This is a genomic window from Pseudomonas sp. SG20052 (assembly GCF_031766055.1).
GTDB lineage: Bacteria > Pseudomonadota > Gammaproteobacteria > Pseudomonadales > Pseudomonadaceae > Aquipseudomonas > Aquipseudomonas mandelii.
Genome location: NZ_CP134498.1, coordinates 1,729,822 through 1,745,871, shown reverse-complemented (window position 1 = coordinate 1,745,871; position 16,050 = coordinate 1,729,822). Strand labels below are relative to the sequence as shown.

At 60.9% G+C, this 16,050-nt stretch carries 17 protein-coding genes; 10 read left to right on the top strand and 7 right to left on the bottom strand.

Annotated features, from left to right (window positions below):
* The 5 genes from RHP74_RS07895 (at nt 1) to RHP74_RS07875 (ending at nt 3,708) form a co-directional block, all read left to right on the top strand.
* Complete coding sequence (locus RHP74_RS07895; protein WP_008156126.1) at nt 1-300, top strand: YciI family protein; 300 nt, start codon at nt 1-3, stop codon at nt 298-300.
* A 109-nt stretch (nt 301-409) separates the two neighbouring features.
* The gene (locus tag RHP74_RS07890; protein WP_010461943.1) at nt 410-823 is read left to right on the top strand and encodes a translation initiation factor 2; all 414 of its coding nucleotides are present in this window, start codon (nt 410-412) and stop codon (nt 821-823) included.
* Between the two features lie 7 nt (nt 824-830).
* The gene (locus RHP74_RS07885; RefSeq protein ID WP_010461945.1) at nt 831-1,508 is read left to right on the top strand and encodes a response regulator transcription factor; all 678 of its coding nucleotides are present in this window, start codon (nt 831-833) and stop codon (nt 1,506-1,508) included.
* A 261-nt stretch (nt 1,509-1,769) separates the two neighbouring features.
* Nucleotides 1,770-2,219, top strand: a complete 450-nt coding sequence (locus tag RHP74_RS07880) for a Spy/CpxP family protein refolding chaperone (protein WP_077748019.1) — start codon at nt 1,770-1,772, stop codon at nt 2,217-2,219.
* Between the two features lie 148 nt (nt 2,220-2,367).
* Nucleotides 2,368-3,708, top strand: coding sequence for a HAMP domain-containing sensor histidine kinase (locus tag RHP74_RS07875; RefSeq protein ID WP_311098727.1), 1,341 nt, complete (start codon nt 2,368-2,370; stop codon nt 3,706-3,708).
* 77 nt (nt 3,709-3,785) lie between these two features.
* Here RHP74_RS07875 and RHP74_RS07870 read toward each other — a convergent pair whose 3' ends face one another.
* A complete protein-coding gene (locus tag RHP74_RS07870; protein ID WP_010461952.1) occupies nt 3,786-4,349 on the bottom strand; it encodes an NAD(P)H nitroreductase in 564 nt (187 codons plus the stop codon).
* 122 nt (nt 4,350-4,471) lie between these two features.
* On the opposite strand from RHP74_RS07870, the gene RHP74_RS07865 reads away from it, so the two are divergent.
* On the top strand, nt 4,472-5,926 hold the full coding sequence (locus RHP74_RS07865; RefSeq protein WP_010461954.1) for a TrkH family potassium uptake protein: 1,455 nt from the start codon (nt 4,472-4,474) through the stop codon (nt 5,924-5,926).
* Here RHP74_RS07865 and RHP74_RS07860 read toward each other — a convergent pair.
* A complete protein-coding gene (locus RHP74_RS07860; protein WP_311098721.1) occupies nt 5,883-6,944 on the bottom strand; it encodes an AraC family transcriptional regulator in 1,062 nt (353 codons plus the stop codon). The two genes, RHP74_RS07865 and RHP74_RS07860, sit on opposite strands and share 44 nt — an antisense overlap.
* A 163-nt stretch (nt 6,945-7,107) precedes the next feature.
* On the opposite strand from RHP74_RS07860, the gene RHP74_RS07855 reads away from it, so the two are divergent.
* The gene (locus tag RHP74_RS07855; protein ID WP_010461958.1) at nt 7,108-7,419 is read left to right on the top strand and encodes a DUF962 domain-containing protein; all 312 of its coding nucleotides are present in this window, start codon (nt 7,108-7,110) and stop codon (nt 7,417-7,419) included.
* A gap of 99 nt (nt 7,420-7,518) precedes the next feature.
* Nucleotides 7,519-8,109 carry an HD domain-containing protein gene (locus RHP74_RS07850; protein WP_102594321.1) on the top strand — a complete coding sequence of 197 codons (591 nt, stop codon included), beginning with the start codon at nt 7,519-7,521 and terminating at the stop codon, nt 8,107-8,109.
* 138 nt (nt 8,110-8,247) lie between these two features.
* On the opposite strand, the gene RHP74_RS07845 is transcribed toward RHP74_RS07850, so the two are convergent.
* Nucleotides 8,248-9,063 carry a UDP-2,3-diacylglucosamine diphosphatase gene (locus RHP74_RS07845; RefSeq protein WP_102594322.1) on the bottom strand — a complete coding sequence of 272 codons (816 nt, stop codon included), beginning with the start codon at nt 9,061-9,063 and terminating at the stop codon, nt 8,248-8,250.
* A gap of 129 nt (nt 9,064-9,192) precedes the next feature.
* On the opposite strand from RHP74_RS07845, the gene RHP74_RS07840 reads away from it, so the two are divergent.
* Nucleotides 9,193-9,957, top strand: a complete 765-nt coding sequence (locus RHP74_RS07840) for an AraC family transcriptional regulator (RefSeq protein WP_077748023.1) — start codon at nt 9,193-9,195, stop codon at nt 9,955-9,957.
* 72 nt (nt 9,958-10,029) lie between these two features.
* Nucleotides 10,030-10,920: a DMT family transporter gene (locus RHP74_RS07835; protein WP_077748024.1), complete on the top strand. Its 891-nt coding sequence runs from the start codon at nt 10,030-10,032 to the stop codon at nt 10,918-10,920.
* Here RHP74_RS07835 and RHP74_RS07830 read toward each other — a convergent pair.
* From RHP74_RS07830 to recQ, 4 genes are all read right to left on the bottom strand, one after another.
* Nucleotides 10,914-11,201 carry a SelT/SelW/SelH family protein gene (locus RHP74_RS07830; RefSeq protein WP_010461968.1) on the bottom strand — a complete coding sequence of 96 codons (288 nt, stop codon included), beginning with the start codon at nt 11,199-11,201 and terminating at the stop codon, nt 10,914-10,916. The genes RHP74_RS07835 and RHP74_RS07830 overlap by 7 nt on opposite strands.
* A 45-nt stretch (nt 11,202-11,246) precedes the next feature.
* Entirely contained in the window at nt 11,247-13,019 is a 1,773-nt protein-coding gene (locus tag RHP74_RS07825; RefSeq protein WP_311098715.1) for a FimV/HubP family polar landmark protein, read from the bottom strand.
* A 128-nt stretch (nt 13,020-13,147) separates the two neighbouring features.
* Nucleotides 13,148-13,582: a MarR family transcriptional regulator gene (locus RHP74_RS07820; protein WP_010461972.1), complete on the bottom strand. Its 435-nt coding sequence runs from the start codon at nt 13,580-13,582 to the stop codon at nt 13,148-13,150.
* A gap of 120 nt (nt 13,583-13,702) precedes the next feature.
* Nucleotides 13,703-15,829 carry a DNA helicase RecQ gene (gene recQ / locus RHP74_RS07815; RefSeq protein WP_010461973.1) on the bottom strand — a complete coding sequence of 709 codons (2,127 nt, stop codon included), beginning with the start codon at nt 15,827-15,829 and terminating at the stop codon, nt 13,703-13,705.
* Nucleotides 15,830-16,050 lie beyond the last annotated feature (221 nt).

The following is a 16,050-nucleotide window of genomic DNA, read 5'->3' as shown; positions in this document are numbered from 1 at the left end:
ATGCTTTACGCAATCATTGCCACAGACGTCGCCAACTCCCTGGAAGCCCGCCTGGCCGCACGGCCTGCCCACCTTGAGCGCCTGCAAGTGCTCAAGGGCGAAGGTCGTATCGTATTGGCCGGCCCGCACCCGGCGGTCGACAGCAATGATCCGGGCGCGGCGGGTTTCACCGGCAGCCTGATCGTCGCCGAGTTCGATTCCCTGAGCGCCGCCCAGGCCTGGGCAGATGCGGATCCGTACATCGCCGCGGGCGTCTACGCCAACGTTTCGGTCAAGCCGTTCAAGCAAGTCCTGCCGTAAATCGCGCCCGCGCGATGAACCTTGCCGGTTCATCGCGCGCTCAACGCTCATTATTCTCGTTCGCCGGCCGACAACCTGCCCAATACTCGTATTGGAATCAGGAGTGGCGATGCGCAAAGGTCCGTTGTGTCTGATGTTGGTGACGTTGTCGATGGTAGCGCCGGCCCATGGTGAAGAAAGCGCCGAGGGCGGCAGTACGACGCCGCTGTCGCTGAGCGCCGGCAGCCAGATCACCGAGTTGCAGCAGCGCTTGAAGGTAAGCGAGCAGCAACGGGAAGAACTGAGCAAACAACTGCAAAATACCGACAGTGAACGCGAAAGCGCTCAGTTGGGCCGGTTGCGCCAAGAGAACCAGCGCCTCAAGCTGCAACTCAAGGAAGCCCAGGCGAGCAATCCGCTGCCACGTCTGCTGACTGATCAGCAGCAATGGTTCGTAATCGGTGGTGGAGTTGCGCTATTGGCCCTGCTCTGCGGTATCTTCGCCAGTGGTGCCACCAGAAAACGTCGGCAATGGCTAAATTGAGTGAGTAATGAGCGAGCTGTTATTAATTGATGATGACCAGGAGCTGTGCGAGCTCCTGAGCAGTTGGCTGAGCCAGGAAGGCTTTCAGGTCCGTGCCTGCCACGACGGCCAGAGTGCTCGCCGTGCGCTGGCCGAAACCTCCCCCGCCGCCGTGGTGCTGGACGTGATGCTGCCGGACGGCAGCGGTCTGGAATTGCTCAAGCAATTGCGCAGCGACCATCCGGACCTGCCGGTGCTGATGCTGTCTGCGCGTGGCGAACCACTGGATCGCATCCTCGGCCTGGAACTCGGCGCCGACGATTACCTGGCCAAACCGTGCGACCCGCGGGAACTGACAGCCCGTCTGCGCGCCGTACTGCGCCGCAGTCATCCGACGGCGGTGTCCAGCCAGCTCGAACTGGGCGACCTGTGCTTCAGCCCGGTGCGTGGCGTGGTCAGCATCGACGAACAGGAATTCACCCTCACCGTCTCCGAAAGCCGTCTGCTCGAAGCCCTGCTCAAGCAACCCGGCGAGCCGCTGGACAAACAGGACCTGGCGCAAATCGCCCTCGGCCGCAAGCTGACCCTGTACGACCGCAGCCTGGACATGCACGTCAGCAACCTGCGCAAAAAAATCGGCCCACACCCCGACGGCCGCCCACGCATCGTTGCCCTGCGTAGCCGCGGTTACTACTACAGCCTCTGAGCACCTGGAAGAACCGGATAGGAGCAACCTGTGGCGAGGGAGCTTGCTCCCGCTGGACTGCGCAGCAGGCCTTCTTTTGGGGCCGCTTCGCAGCCCGACGGGAGCAAGCCCCCTCGCCACAGGACACTGCCAGCAAAGTTTGTAAGGACGCAACGAAATCGTCTTTACCCAAGCTTTACGCTCCGCTGACCGCCGCTGACCTTGATCTGCGTATTCTGAACTCATCCGGAACGTACCGGGAACGAGACAAGGAGATTCACCATGCGCAAGACTCTTATCGCTCTGATGTTCGCTGCCGCCCTGCCGACCGTTGCCATGGCCATGCCTGAAGGTTCCGGCCCGATGGATGGCCCGATGGACGGCCCGCGCCACGGCGGTCAGATGCACGGCATGCACGGTAAAGGCCCGTACAGCCAGCTGGACCTGAGCCGCGAACAGCGTGAGCAGATCCGCAAAATCATGGGCGAGCAGATGCACGAGCGTAAGCAAGTGGTCGAGAAGTACCTGGAGAAACTCTCGCCGGCCGACCAGAAAGCCATGAAAGATGAAATGGCCGCCAACCACAAAAAAGCCGAAGCCGATGTCCGTGGCCTGCTGAAACCGGATCAACAGAAGAAATTCGACGAGATCCAGAAGAAGAAGGCTGAGCGCCGCGCCGAATGGGCCGAATTCAAGGCGTGGAAAGCGCAACAACCGCAAAAAGCGCAATAATGCACTGACCCCGGACCCGACGGCTAACCCCGTCGGGTCTTTTGCCATTGTAGGACCTGGCGGTGCGGGCAAGTCGGATCGCCGCACCGCTCGCTCCTACAGGTCGGCCCGCTCCCACATGGGATTTGTGATCGTTTGAGGATTTTCTGTGCGCTCATTGTTCTGGCGTATCCTGGCCAGCTTCTGGCTGGCCATCACTCTGGTTGCAGGGCTTTCCATTCTGTTGGGGCACATGCTCAACCAGGACGCGTGGATTCTCAGCCGCCACCCGGGCCTCAACACCCTGGCCGAACAGTGGACGCAAACCTACGAAGCCCAAGGTGAGGAAGCGGCCCAGGACATTCTGGAACAGCGCAAGCGCCAGTATCACATTGACGTTCAGGTGCTCAACGAAAGCGGCGACCCAGTGGTGCGCGGTACCTTTCCACGGCGTGCGGCGGCTTTCGAAGCACGGCAGAACAACGACGATCGCCGCCTGCCGTGGCGACGCCTGACCGACGAATACACCAGCGCCAAGACCGGCGACACCTACCTGCTTATCTACCGCATCCCGCACCCGGAACTGGACGCCTGGCACCGCGAAAGCCTGCTCTGGCCGCTAAGTGCGCTGGGCATTGCGCTGGTGGTGCTGACCCTCTTCAGCCTGTTCGTGACCTTGTCCATCACTCGCCCGCTGAACCGCTTGCGCGGCGCGGTGCATGACCTTGGGCAAACCACCTATCAGCAGAACAGCCTGGTGAAACTGGCCAACCGGCGCGACGAATTTGGTGTATTGGCCAACGACTTCAACCGCATGGGTGCGCGCCTGCAAAGTCTGATCGGCAGCCAGCGACAGTTACTGCGCGACGTATCCCATGAACTGCGTTCACCGCTGGCGCGACTGCGCATTGCCTTGGCACTGGCCGAACGGGCCACCCCCGAAGAACGGGAGAAGCTCGCGCCACGCTTGACCCGTGAGTGCGATCGACTAGAAGCCCTGATCAGTGAAATCCTGGTACTGGCACGGGTCGATGCCGACAACGCCAGCGCTGAAGAAGTGGATCTGAATGCGCTGCTAAATACGCTGCAAAAAGATGCGCAATTGGCTTCACCGGAGCAGACCGTTCACCTCGACGCCGAACCGCAGTTGAACCTCAAAGGCTGGCCGACGATGATCGAGCGTGCCGTCGATAACCTGCTGCGCAATGCCCAGCGCTTCAATCCCGCGGGGCAGCCGATTGAAATGCAGGCGGTGCGCCAGGGCGAACGGATTGTGGTCAGCGTCAGGGACCATGGGCCCGGTGTCGATGCCGAGCATTTGAACCTGCTGGGTGAGCCGTTCTATCGGGCGCCGGGGCAGACGGCAGCCGGACATGGCTTGGGATTGGCGATTGCGCGACGCGCGGCAGAACGGCATGGCGGGTGCCTGGTGCTGGCCAATCACCCGCAAGGCGGGTTCATCGCCAGCCTGGAATTACCGTTGGTGCCCGGTGCAGTCGTCCAGCCTTGAAAGCTTCGCGGGCAAGCCTCGCTCCTACAGGTCCTATGCCGAACACACTATCGAGGCACTCTGCGTGGGAACGATCCTTACTGACCGGGCCAGGCGCTGACGAACTCGGCCAGGTCAACCTTCTCGGCCACGCGCGGTTCTTTCTGCGGTGTGCCCAGGTACAGGAAGGCGATCACCTGTTCTCCTTCCGCCAACCCCAGCCCCTTGGCCACATGCGCCGAATAGGCCAGATCCCCTGTGCGCCACACCGCGCCAATGCCTTGCGCGTAAGCGGCCAGCAGAATCCCGTGAGCGGCACATCCTGCCGCCAGCAATTGCTCGGATTTCGGGTATTTGACGTGGTCCTGCAACCGCGCGATTACCACAACCACCAGCGGTGCGCGCAACGGACCGTTACGTGCCTTGTCCAGCGCCGCCTCGGACACTTCACTGTCTTGCAGCTTCGCCGCTTCGGCCAGCAACTCGCCCATTTGCTCGCGCGCCGCACCTTCGACTGTCAGGAAGCGCCAAGGCTGCAGGTGGCCGTGGTCCGGCGCACGCATCGCGGCAGAAAACAGCACTTCGCGCTGTTCTGCGGTGGGTGCCGGTTCGAGCAGTCGTGGAACGGAAACACGGTTGAGCAAAGCGTCGAGAGCCTGCATCGGCCACCTCCTGAAAAATATGTGCGGCTATTCTAGCGGTATCTGGCGCGGGGATGCCGGTTTACATGCCATGCCTCGCAGGTAGAATAGCGGCCTTCCCTTCTTCAGCCCGAGCGGACTTCATGGCGTTGCCGACCTTACGGATTATTGGTTTCATCATCGGCATCTTCCTGATCACGCTGGCCATCGCCATGGTCGTGCCCATGGCCACCCTGGTGATTTTCGAGCGCACGAGCGATCTGCCGTCGTTCCTCTGGGCGAGCATGATTACCTTCGTCGCGGGTTTGGCCCTGGTCATCCCCGGCCGGCCCGAACACATACACTTGCGCCCGCGAGACATGTACTTGCTGACCGTCAGCAGCTGGCTGGTGGTCTGCGTTTTTGCCGCGCTGCCGTTCTTGCTGACCCAGCACATCAGCTACACCGACTCGTTCTTCGAAAGCATGTCCGGTATCACGGCCACCGGCTCAACCGTACTCAACCACCTCGACGACATGTCCCCCGGCATCCTGATGTGGCGCTCGTTGTTGCACTGGATCGGCGGGATCGGCTTTATCGGCATGGCGGTGGCCATTCTTCCGCTGCTGCGCATCGGTGGCATGCGGCTGTTCCAGACCGAGTCGTCGGACCGTTCCGAAAAGGTCATGCCCCGTTCGCACATGGTGGCGCGTTTGATCGTCGCGGCTTATGTGGGCATCACTATTCTCGGCAGCCTGGCGTTCTGGTGGGCCGGAATGAGCCCGTTCGATGCGATCAACCACGCGATGTCAGCGATTTCCACCGGAGGTTTCTCAACGTCCGACCAGTCCCTGGCCAAGTGGACACAACCGGCGGTGCACTGGGTGGCGATTGTCATCATGATTCTCGGCAGCCTGCCATTCACCCTGTACGTGGCGACCTTGCGCGGTAACCGTCGAGCGTTGATCAAGGATCAGCAGGTGCAAGGCTTGCTCGGCATGTTGCTGGTGACCTGGCTGGTGCTCGGCACCTGGTACTGGTGGACCACCCAGCTGCATTGGCTTGAAGCGTTGCGACATGTAGCGCTGAACGTGACTTCGATCGTCACCACGACAGGATTTGCACTGGGGGACTACAGCCTCTGGGGCAACTTCTCGCTGATGCTGTTCTTCTATCTGGGGTTTGTCGGCGGTTGCTCAGGCTCGACGGCTGGCGGGATCAAGATTTTCCGTTTCCAGGTCGCCTACATCCTGCTCAAGGCCAACCTTAACCAATTGATTCATCCGCGCGCGGTGATCAAGCAGAAGTACAACGGCCATCGTCTCGACGAAGAGATCGTGCGTTCGATCCTGACCTTCTCGTTCTTCTTCGCCATCACCATCTGCGTGATTGCCTTGCTGCTGTCGCTGCTCGGCGTCGACTGGATGACCGCCCTGACCGGCGCCGCCAGCACCGTGTCCGGTGTCGGTCCTGGCCTGGGCGAGACCATTGGCCCGGCGGGCAACTTCGCCACCTTGCCGGACGCTGCCAAGTGGATTCTCTCGTTCGGCATGCTGCTGGGCCGACTGGAGATCATTACGGTGTTTGTTCTGTGTATTCCTGCGTTCTGGCGGCACTGACCAGCGCCGGCGTTTCCATCAGCCGCGCCCGGTACTCGCCGGGCGTGGCGTCGAACCAGCGTCGAAAGGCGCGGAAGAAGTTGCTCGGATCGGCAAACCCCAACAGGTAGGCAATTTCCAGCAGGGTCATGGTGGGTTGCGCCAGGTACTGCTCGGCCAGTTCACGTCGCGTGTCGTCGAGCAAGGTTTGAAAACTCGTGCCCTCTTCCTCCAAACGGCGTTGCAAGGTGCGTTGCGACAGGTGCAGCGTCTGCGCCACCGTATCGCGCTTGGGTTCGCCCTGGGGCAGCAAACGGCACAGCACCTGGCGCGCCTTGTGGGTCACGCGGCTCTCGGAAAACCGCGCCAGGTACTCGCCGGCAAACCGGTCGTGCAACAGCGCCATCGCCTCGTTGGCCGTCGGCAGCGGCGCCTCCATGTCTGCGCGTTCGAAGATCAAGGCGTCATAGGGCGCGTTGAACACCAACGGCGCATGGAACGCTTGTTTATAGGGTTCGAGATCGACAGGCTGATCGCCCTGGATCAACACCTTGCGCGGTTGCAACGTGCGCCCGGTCAACCAGCCGCACAGCGCCAGCGCGCAGGCCAGCGACGCTTCGGCGCTCTGTCGGGTCGGCGGCAAGTGATCGCCATGCACCGTCAGAATCAGCGCATAACCTTCATCCAGCAGTCGGAAACTCAGGTCGGCACTTTCGGCGATGATCCGCTGATAACGCACCAGCCGCTGAAAGCCTTCGGCCAGGGTCTGACTGGACATCAGTGCGTAGCCAGCCACATGGAAGGACGCCGGGCGCACCACCTTGCCCATGTTCAGGCCAATCGCCGGGTTGCCGGACAGCTCGACCGCGCGCTGCCACAAGCGTGTCATGGAGTCTTGCGGGAAGCGCGCATCCGGATCATCCAGAGACGCGTAGTCGAGCCCCAGCTGCTTGAACAGAACCCGGCAATCCAGGCCGTCCATCTCCAGTGCTTTGACAATCCCCATCGCCCAGCTTGCAGAAGTCGTTCGTTCGCTCATGGCGTTTTCTTACTGTTTTGTGAGCCGTCTACCGCGGCAAGTTTTCGAAGGATACTAAAGTGGCGCCCATTGTCACTGGCTGATGCCAATGATCACTCTAGACTCAAATAAGCTACCCGCAGAACAACTTGCAATCAGAACAACAACCACAGAGATCGCAGTCGTGGAAAACGTCAAACGTTTCAACAGTTTCGCTGAGTTTTACCCGTACTACCTCAGTGAACACAGCAACAGCACCTGTCGACGATTGCATTTTATCGGCACCAGCCTGGTCATCTTCATTCTGGCGCTGACCATCGGCAAAGGTGCCTGGTTGATGTTGCTCGCCTTGCCGCTGGCGGGTTACAGCTTCGCCTGGGTCGGGCATTTCTTTTTCGAGAAGAACCGTCCCGCCACGTTTCAGCATCCTCTTTATAGCCTGCTCGGCGACTTTGTCATGTACCGCGACATGATTCTGGGTCGCGTGCCCTTCTAGGCTCCACTGGCCATCAAAGCGTCCTGCGCAGCCAGTGCGATGCTGGATCCAAGTCCTACACTCAAGACATCCCTTTCGATTAGAACAAGAGGATAGCTGATGAACGCCAATGCACGATTCACCCACATGCAGGATGGCACGCAGGAAGACTGGGCGATCATCGCCGCCGACTTCAGTGCCTACGCCAGGCAGTTGCCGTCACGGATTGTGGCGCACCTGAAATTGCTGGAGGGTGATTCTGGCGGCTTCCCGGTGGATCGGCTGACCCATTCCCTGCAGACCGCCAGCCGTGCCTGGCGCGATGGCCGGGATGAAGAATACGTGGTCTGCGCGCTGCTTCACGACATCGGCGACACGCTCGGTTCCTACAACCATCCGGACATCGCCGCGGCGATCCTCAAGCCGTTCGTCAGTGCCGAAAACCTGTGGATGGTGGAAAAGCACGGGATATTTCAGGGGTATTACTTCTTCCATCACCTGGGAATGGATCGGCATCTGCGCGAACAATTCAGCGGGCATCCGCAGTATCAGGCGACCATCGAGTTCTGCGCCAAATATGACGCGGCGGCGTTTGATCCGGCTTACGAGACGTTACCGCTGAGCTTCTTTGAGCCAATGATGGAGCGCTTGTTTGCGCAACCGAAGCATTCGATCTACAAGGCGGCGATGGAAGAATATTCGCCAGCCTGACAGATCCGGGGGGACCGCTGCGCGGTCCATCGCGAGCAGGCTCGCTCCCACAGGTGTCAGAGTCCGTTTCAGGTCAATTCGGTCAAAATTGTGGGAGCGTGCCTGTTCGCGATGGGGCCAGACCAGGCACGCTGACTTTTATGCCGGCTCTGCGATCTTCAAGGCTTTCAATTCGGCCTCCCGCGCCTGGGCATCCGCCAACCGGTACAACTCGATCGACCCGTCCCAATGCTCGATCAACGCCGTGCACGACTCCACCCAATCCCCGCAATTGAGGTAATCCACCCCGCCGACCTTGCGAATCTCGGCATGGTGAATGTGCCCGCACACCACCCCATGCAACTCGCGTTTGACGCACTCGTGGGCGATGGCTTCTTCAAAGTCGCTGATAAAACTGACTGCCGTTTTCACCTTGTGTTTGAGGTAGGCCGACAGCGACCAGTAGCCGTAGCCATAACGCGCGCGCCAGTGATTCAGCCAACGGTTGAGGGTCAGGGTGAATTCGTAGGCCGAGTCGCCGAGAAAGGCCAGCCAGCGGTGATACCGGGTAATCACGTCAAACTGGTCGCCGTGGATCACCAGCAGATGGCGGCCATCGGCGGTCACATGCACCGCTTCGTCCACCAGTTGGATGTTGCCCAGGATCAGCTTCGAATAGCGGCGCAGGAATTCGTCGTGATTGCCGGTGACATAGATCACCTCGGTGCCGCGCTTACTCATGGTCAGCAGGCGGCGAATCACGTTGGTATGCGCCTGCGGCCAGTACATGCCGCCGCGCAGTTTCCAGCCATCGATGATGTCGCCGACCAGGTAGACCTTGTCCGCGTGGTAGCCCTTGAGAAACTGCGACAGGTGTTCGGCCTGGCAGTCCCGGGTGCCCAGATGCACGTCGGAAATCCACAAGGTCCGTACACGTTGCTTACGGCTGGGTTTGGCGAGCTCGGCGCTGGTCATTGGCAACCCTCAGGACAAGTTTTGGCAAGCTTGCGCGGTTCGGGTTAATGGCCCATGACAGCCGCGAGTCAATCCTGTGACAACACCCGGCCGGTGTAGACTGGCCGCATCTTGACCGGGAGACCTGCGATGAGACCGATCCTCACGCTGCGCCAATACACCAAGGACCTGATCGTCCACAGCCACGACCACGCACAACTGGTGTTCGGGTTGTCGGGTGCGCTGGACTTCGAGGTCGACGGGCATGGTAGCCAGGTGGTTCAGCAGAGTTTCGTGGTGGTGCCGTCGGGCTTTCATCACGCCTGCGGCAGCAGCAATGGCAGCCGCTGCCTGGTGCTGGATATACCGAGTGACCAATGGGTTTCGCAGTCCCTTGGCGATCACGCCGACGCCAGCCGCCGTTTGCTCGACAACGCTGGGCGCCTGCCGCTGGATGCCGGGCAAAGCCAATTGGTGAGTTGGCTGGCGGGCAGCCAGGTCAGTGACCCGTTGATTGCCCAGCAAGGCGCGGTGCTGTTATTGGCCAGCCTCAATAACGCCAAGCCTGAAATCGTGGGCGGTCGCCGTCTGCCATATGCGGCGTTGAATGCGCATATCGATCAGTACGCGGCGTATCCATTGCAGGTCGCCGACCTGGCGCGCGTTGCCGGGCTGTCCAGTGCCCGATTGCATGCGCGGTTTGTCGCTGAGTGCGGGCAGACGCCGATGGATTACATCCGCAGCCGGCGGCTGCATAGTGCGGTAAGACTGCTGCGCGATTCGCCATTGCCCATCGGCGAGATTGCCAGTCGGGTCGGTTACAGTTCTCAGAGTGCCTTTGCCGCAGCGGTGTTGCGCGAGTTTAGTAAGACTCCGGGCGAACTGCGGCGCGAGGCTGGCGACAAAAGTCGATAGTCTGCCGACAGACTCAGCGAGTATGGCGCGGTTCAATGTCCCCCTCTGTTTGTCTTGTTGTTAAGGATCGCAATGACTCCCCGTACCGCCCTTGGCGCCCTGCATATCGGCGCATTGATGTTCGGCCTGACCGGTGTGTTCGGCAAACTCGCTGCCGCCTCGCCCGCGGTCATCGTGTTTGGTCGCGCGGCATTTGCGGTACTCGCCCTGGCGGTGTTCGCGCGGTTTGCCAGCAGGACGCGCTGGTACACACTCGAAGCGCAGGACTGGCGCCGTCTGCTTCTCAGTGGCTTGCTGCTGGCCGGGCATTGGGTGAGTTTTTTCATTGCGGTTAAAGTCGCCGGAGTGGCGATAGCGACCCTGGGTTTCGCCAGCTTCCCGGCGTTTACCGTGATCCTCGAAGGGGTCATATTCCGGGAGCGGATCCGCGCCAATGAAATTCTGTTGGTGGTACTGGTGAGTGTCGGGCTGGTGCTGGTGACGCCGGACTTCGATCTGGCAAGTGGCGCCACCACGGGCCTGCTCTGGGCGATCGGTTCAGGCTTGCTGTTCGCCCTGCTGTCGCTGACCAACCGCGCCAGCTCCGGCAGAATCCCGCCGGTGCAGGCCGCGCTGTGTCAGAACGTCGTGGTCGCGCTGTGCCTTCTGCCGGTAGCGGCGCCGCAGTTGAGCGACGTCCGCGCCATCGACTGGCTGTGGATCGGTTTGCTCGGGGTGTTCTGCACCGGCGTCGCTCACAGTCTGTTCGTCGCCAGCCTGGCGGTGATCAAGGCGCGCACCGCCGCCGTGGTGTTCGCACTGGAACCGGTGTATGGCATCACCGTGGCCTGGTTGTTGTTCGATGAAAACCCGACGTTGCGCATGCTGCTTGGTGGCGCCTTGATCATCGTCGCGATTGTGGTCTCCAGCAGACTGTCCGGATCAAGCAAAAAGACCGTGGCAGCCGAAGCCGCATCTCACTGAGTGCGGTCGTTGTGGCCGAGGTCGCGGTCCGGGTCGATCTGATCGCGGACCCGCTGCTTTAGCACCTTGGCTTCCGGGAAACCACCGTCGGCCTTGCGCTCCCAGAGCTGCACCTCGTCACAAAAAATATGGAAAACCCCACCAGTGCCGGGCACCAGCGACACTTTGCCCAAGTCGTCGCCGAAGGTGCTCAGCAGCTCCTGGGCCAGCCAGGCCGCACGCAACAGCCATTGGCATTGCGTGCAGTAGGTGATGATGATTTCCGGTTTATGCGTGGTCATGACGGACAAGACTCCTGAGCCAGAGGGCGCCGCTATAGTAGTGGCTCAGCGGATCCCGGCCAACAGGCTCCGGGCGGTTTGCTTGAGCGGCTCATCGCCCTCCTTGAGCAGCTCGTTGAGCAGTTCGATGGCGCTGTCCAGGTCGCCATCATCGATGCAGGTCTGGGCTTGTTCCAGTTTACCGGCATTGGTCGGCTCGACAGGCTCCAAGGTCAGGGAGTCAAGCTCCAAGGACTGACCGGGATCGCTGAACTCGTCGAGAAAATCGTCGCTCAGCGCCTGTGAGTCCGGTTCGGCGACCCACTCAAGCTCTGGCTCATCCAGCGTCGGCTCTTCAGGCATCTCGAATACCTCGGGCAACACGTGCAGATTCGAGGTGAACGCCGGCTCTACGGCCTTGGGTGATTCGCCTGAAGGTTTAGCGTTGTCGAAAGGGCTGATCAGGTCCCAGCTGGAATCCATGGACAGGTCATCCAGATTCAACTGGAACTCGTCGGCAGGTGCCGCTTGCGTGGAAGCGATGACTGCGACGGCTGCCGCTGGTGCCGCTGGTGCCGCTGGTGCCGCATTGCTCAGTTTCGGGTGGCGGGCGCGGATGTCCTCAAGCTTTTTTTCGTCGAACCCGCCGTCACGCAGGTTTTTTTCCTGTGCGTCATAGGCGGGAACATCCCCCTGTTTGCCGAGGATTTCCAGCAGTTGTGCGCCCAGATCCGTGCGCTGCGGTTCCTTGACCAATGCTTCTCGCAACAACCCTGCGGCTTCGGAAAAACGGCCATACGCCAGGTAGATGCCGACCCCTTCGAGCACATCGCCTGTCGGCGTCTCTTCACGATGATCCGGAGCGGGTTTCAGCATGGGCTGTTGCACCGACGGGTGCGCCGCACGCTCAAGCCCCGGCTCCTGTTTCAAGGGTGAAACGGGCAAAACGGGCGAAGGCTCGGGTAACGCCTGAACCTGCTGGCGTTGACGTCGAACAAACAGCCCCAGCAATACCAGCGCGATCAACGCCAGCAAGCCGATAATCAGCGGCCAACGGCTGGCCTCGGGCTCTTCAACAACGACGGGGGCAGGTGCCACCGCTACCGGAGTCACCGGCGGCGCCTGATTGACCTCCGACAGTCGGGTTTGCAGTTCGCTCACCTGTTTCTTCTGGCCGGCGATCTGTTCATCCTGAGCCTGAAGCTTTGCATTCAACTCATCGATGGTTTTTTGCAGCTGCTGGTTTTGCAACACGCTGGCGGCCAGTTGTTCGGCGGCAGGATCGGTGGCAGGTTGCACGACGGCCGGCGCCGGTGCGGACTTCTTCGCCGCCGGTGCCGGCGCAGTGGCCGGTTTGACGCTCGGGAATGGAGAGTTCTGTGGGCTGGCGGCAGGTTCGTCTTCTGCCGGCACGATCCCCGGTGAACCCGGCGGATCGATCAGCACCGTGTACTCGCGCAGCAAGCGCCCATTGGGCTGATTGAGCTGCACCAGGAAATTCAGGAAAGGTTCATTGACCGGTTTGTTGGAGGTCACCCGGATCAGGCTGCGATTGCCCCGCAGGACCGGCGTGAACTTCAGGTCGTTGAGGAAGAACACCCGATCGACGCCGGCGCGGGTGAATTCCTCCGCTGTCGCCAGGCTGATCGAGAGTTCGCCCTCCTCCAGCCCGCCGACATCGACCAGGGCAATGTCAGCGCGCAACGGCTGATTCAACGCGGAATGAAGGGTAATGTCGCCCAATCCCAGTGCAGGGGCCAATGCCGAGTAAGTGACAGCACCACCGACCAGAAGCAGCCTGGCGCAACACTTCAATACAACGTGCCAACTCTCGAGCATGAGCATCCCTTAGATAACCAGAACCAACCTGTACGCGTTCGCACATCCGGTACGAACACGATATTGCCTAGTAGTTCTTTATAGTCTGCCCAACGGGGTATCTCAAAAAGCCGGCGCGTGGTTATGCCTCAAGATTTTTCCAGGTTGGCCAGAATGTGCCCGTGGACCCGCATGCACACCTTCAAATCCGCCTCATCGACGCCGTCGAACAGTTCGCGGCGCAGTTGAGTGGCAATGGTTTCAATTTGTTCGATCAGAGGACGGGCCGGAGCACAGAGGACGATTTTTTTCGCCCGGCGGTCTTCCAGCACGGATTGGCGCTGGACCAGACCCTGGGTTTCCAGGCTGTCGAGCAACCGGGCCAGGGTCGGCCCTTCGACGCCGACGCTTTGCGCCAGTTCACGCTGGGTCGGTGCTTCTTCGAAGCGCGCCAGGTGCAGCAGCACCAGCCAGCGCGCCTGGGACAGACCCAGGCCAGCCAGACGGCGATCCAGTTCGGCACGCCAGCCGCGCGACATCTGGGCCAGTTGCATGCCAAAACGGTGTTGATCGGTTAACGGCATAAAAAACTCATGATTAGACTGAAAATAGAGAAAAACTAATTATTAGTCAGCTAAGCATGACCGTTGGCTTGAGGCAAGGTCTGGTCTGTAGTGAATCGTTACATCACTGTAACAGGTCATTTAAACCTCGAATTCGGATTGCAGCGCCGCCCGAACGCAGTACAAGACACCTTCCGGCACTCGCCCGGCGAACAGCGCGGCAATCTCCGACACTGGCGGCAACTCGCCCTCGCCATCGAGGAAGGCATCCTGAACTTCGCCCATCAATTCTTCGGGCAGGTCCAGCGCTTGTTCCAGCGACAACTGCTGCTTGCCGATGGCCTCGGCAAGCATGGTGTAGACATTCTTTTCCGAGCATTGCAGCTGACCGGCGATCTGCAGCGGCGTCATGCCTGCGCGAGCGAGGGTGATCAACTCGTGGCGCACGTCGGCAACGACTTTCGGTGCCTCGACCTGACCGCCCAGCACTTCGAGGAAGGCTTCGCCGTAACGTTCGAGCTTGCGTGCGCCGACGCCGCTGACCGTGGCCATTTCCGCCAGCGAGGTTGGCTGGCTGCGGAGCATTTCCAACAGCGTCGAGTCGGGGAAGATGACATACGGCGGCACGCCATGTTCCTCGGCGAGCTTGCGACGCAAGGCACGCAAGGCTTCCCACTGTTCGCGTTCTTCGCCACGAACCAGCTGGCTCGCCTGGCTCTTGCTGCTTTTGGCGGTGGTCTGCGGCTTGAGGTCGCGGCGCAGTTCCAGGGTCACTTCGCCCTTGAGCAGCGGCCGGCACGTGTCGCTCAGGCGCAGGCCGCCGTAGCCTTCGAGGTCAATGTCTGCCAGGCCACGGGCCACCAGCTGGCGGAACAGGGAGCGCCATTCGCTCTCGCCCATGGCCTTGCCAACGCCATACACCGACAGGTGTTGATGGCCGAAGCTGCGGATCTTTTCGTTGTCCTTGCCCAGCAGCACGTCCACCAGATGCCCGACGCCATAACGCTGGCCGGTGCGGTAGATTGCCGAGAGCGCCTGACGGGCCGGCTCGGTGGCGTCCCAAGTCTGCACGCCATCGACGCAGTTGTCGCAATGGCCGCACGGCTCGGGCATGTCTTCGTCGAAGTAGGCCAGCAAGGTTTGCCGACGGCAGCGGGTTTCTTCGCAGAGCGAGAGCATGGCATCGAGCTTGTGTTGCTCCAGACGCTTGTGGCGCTCATCGCCTTCGGAGTTTTGCAGCATCTGCTTGAGCATCACCACATCTTGCAGGCCGTAAGCCATCCAGGCATCCGCCGGCAGACCATCACGGCCGCCGCGACCGGTTTCCTGGTAGTACGCCTCAAGGGATTTCGGCAAATCGAGGTGGGCGACAAAGCGCACGTTGGGCTTGTCGATGCCCATGCCGAACGCCACGGTGGCGACCATGATCAGCCCTTCTTCGTTGAGGAAGCGCTTCTGGTGATGGGCCCGGGTGTCGTTGGGCAAACCGGCGTGGTACGGCAGCGCCGGAAAACCTTGCTCGCTGAGGAACACTGCAACTTCGTCGACTTTCTTGCGCGACAGGCAATAGACGATACCGGCATCGCTGCGGCGCTCGGCAAGGAACGCCAGCAACTGCTTGCGTGGCTGCTCCTTGGGTACGATGCGGTAGAAAATGTTCGGACGGTCGAAGCTCGAGAGAAAGCGCTCGGCGTTCTGCAGATGCAAACGGTCGACGATTTCTTCGCGGGTGCGCTTGTCGGCCGTGGCCGTCAGGGCAATACGCGGGACGTTGGGGAACAGCTCTGCCAACTGGCCCAGTTGCAGGTATTCGCGACGGAAGTCATGGCCCCATTGGGACACGCAGTGTGCTTCGTCGATGGCGAACAGGGCGATTTCAAGGCTTTGCAGGAAAGCCAGCATGCGTGGCTGGACCAGACGCTCGGGCGCCAGGTACAGCATCTTCACTTCGCCGCGCTTGATCCGCGCGGCGAGATCACGCTGCTGCTCGGCGCTCAGGGTGGAGTTCAATGCAGCGGCGGCGACGCCGAGCTCTTCGAGGGTCGCGACCTGATCGTCCATCAGTGCGATCAACGGCGATACCACCACGGCCAGGCCTTCGCGCAGCAGCGCCGGCACCTGGAAGCACAAGGATTTGCCGCCACCGGTAGGCATCAGCACCAAGGCGTCACCGCCACTGGCCACGCGCTCAATGATTGCACCCTGGCGGCCACGGAAACTGTCGTAGCCGAAGATGTCCTTGAGGACGCGTTGAGCCTGTTCGAGCATAAAAACTCCAAAAATCACCGAAACATCCCTGCAAGGCTGGTTCAGAACCACGCAGGCTGCACTGACAAATCGTAAGTGCGCATTGCATGACGCTTCACATTTCAGCCGCGACGCCAGCAGGGCATCACAAAACGCGCGAGTATACCCGAGGCCTCCCTTGCAAAGGGCACCGCTGAGAAGAGGAACACAACGCAATTCCCTGTAGGAGCGAGCCTGCTCGC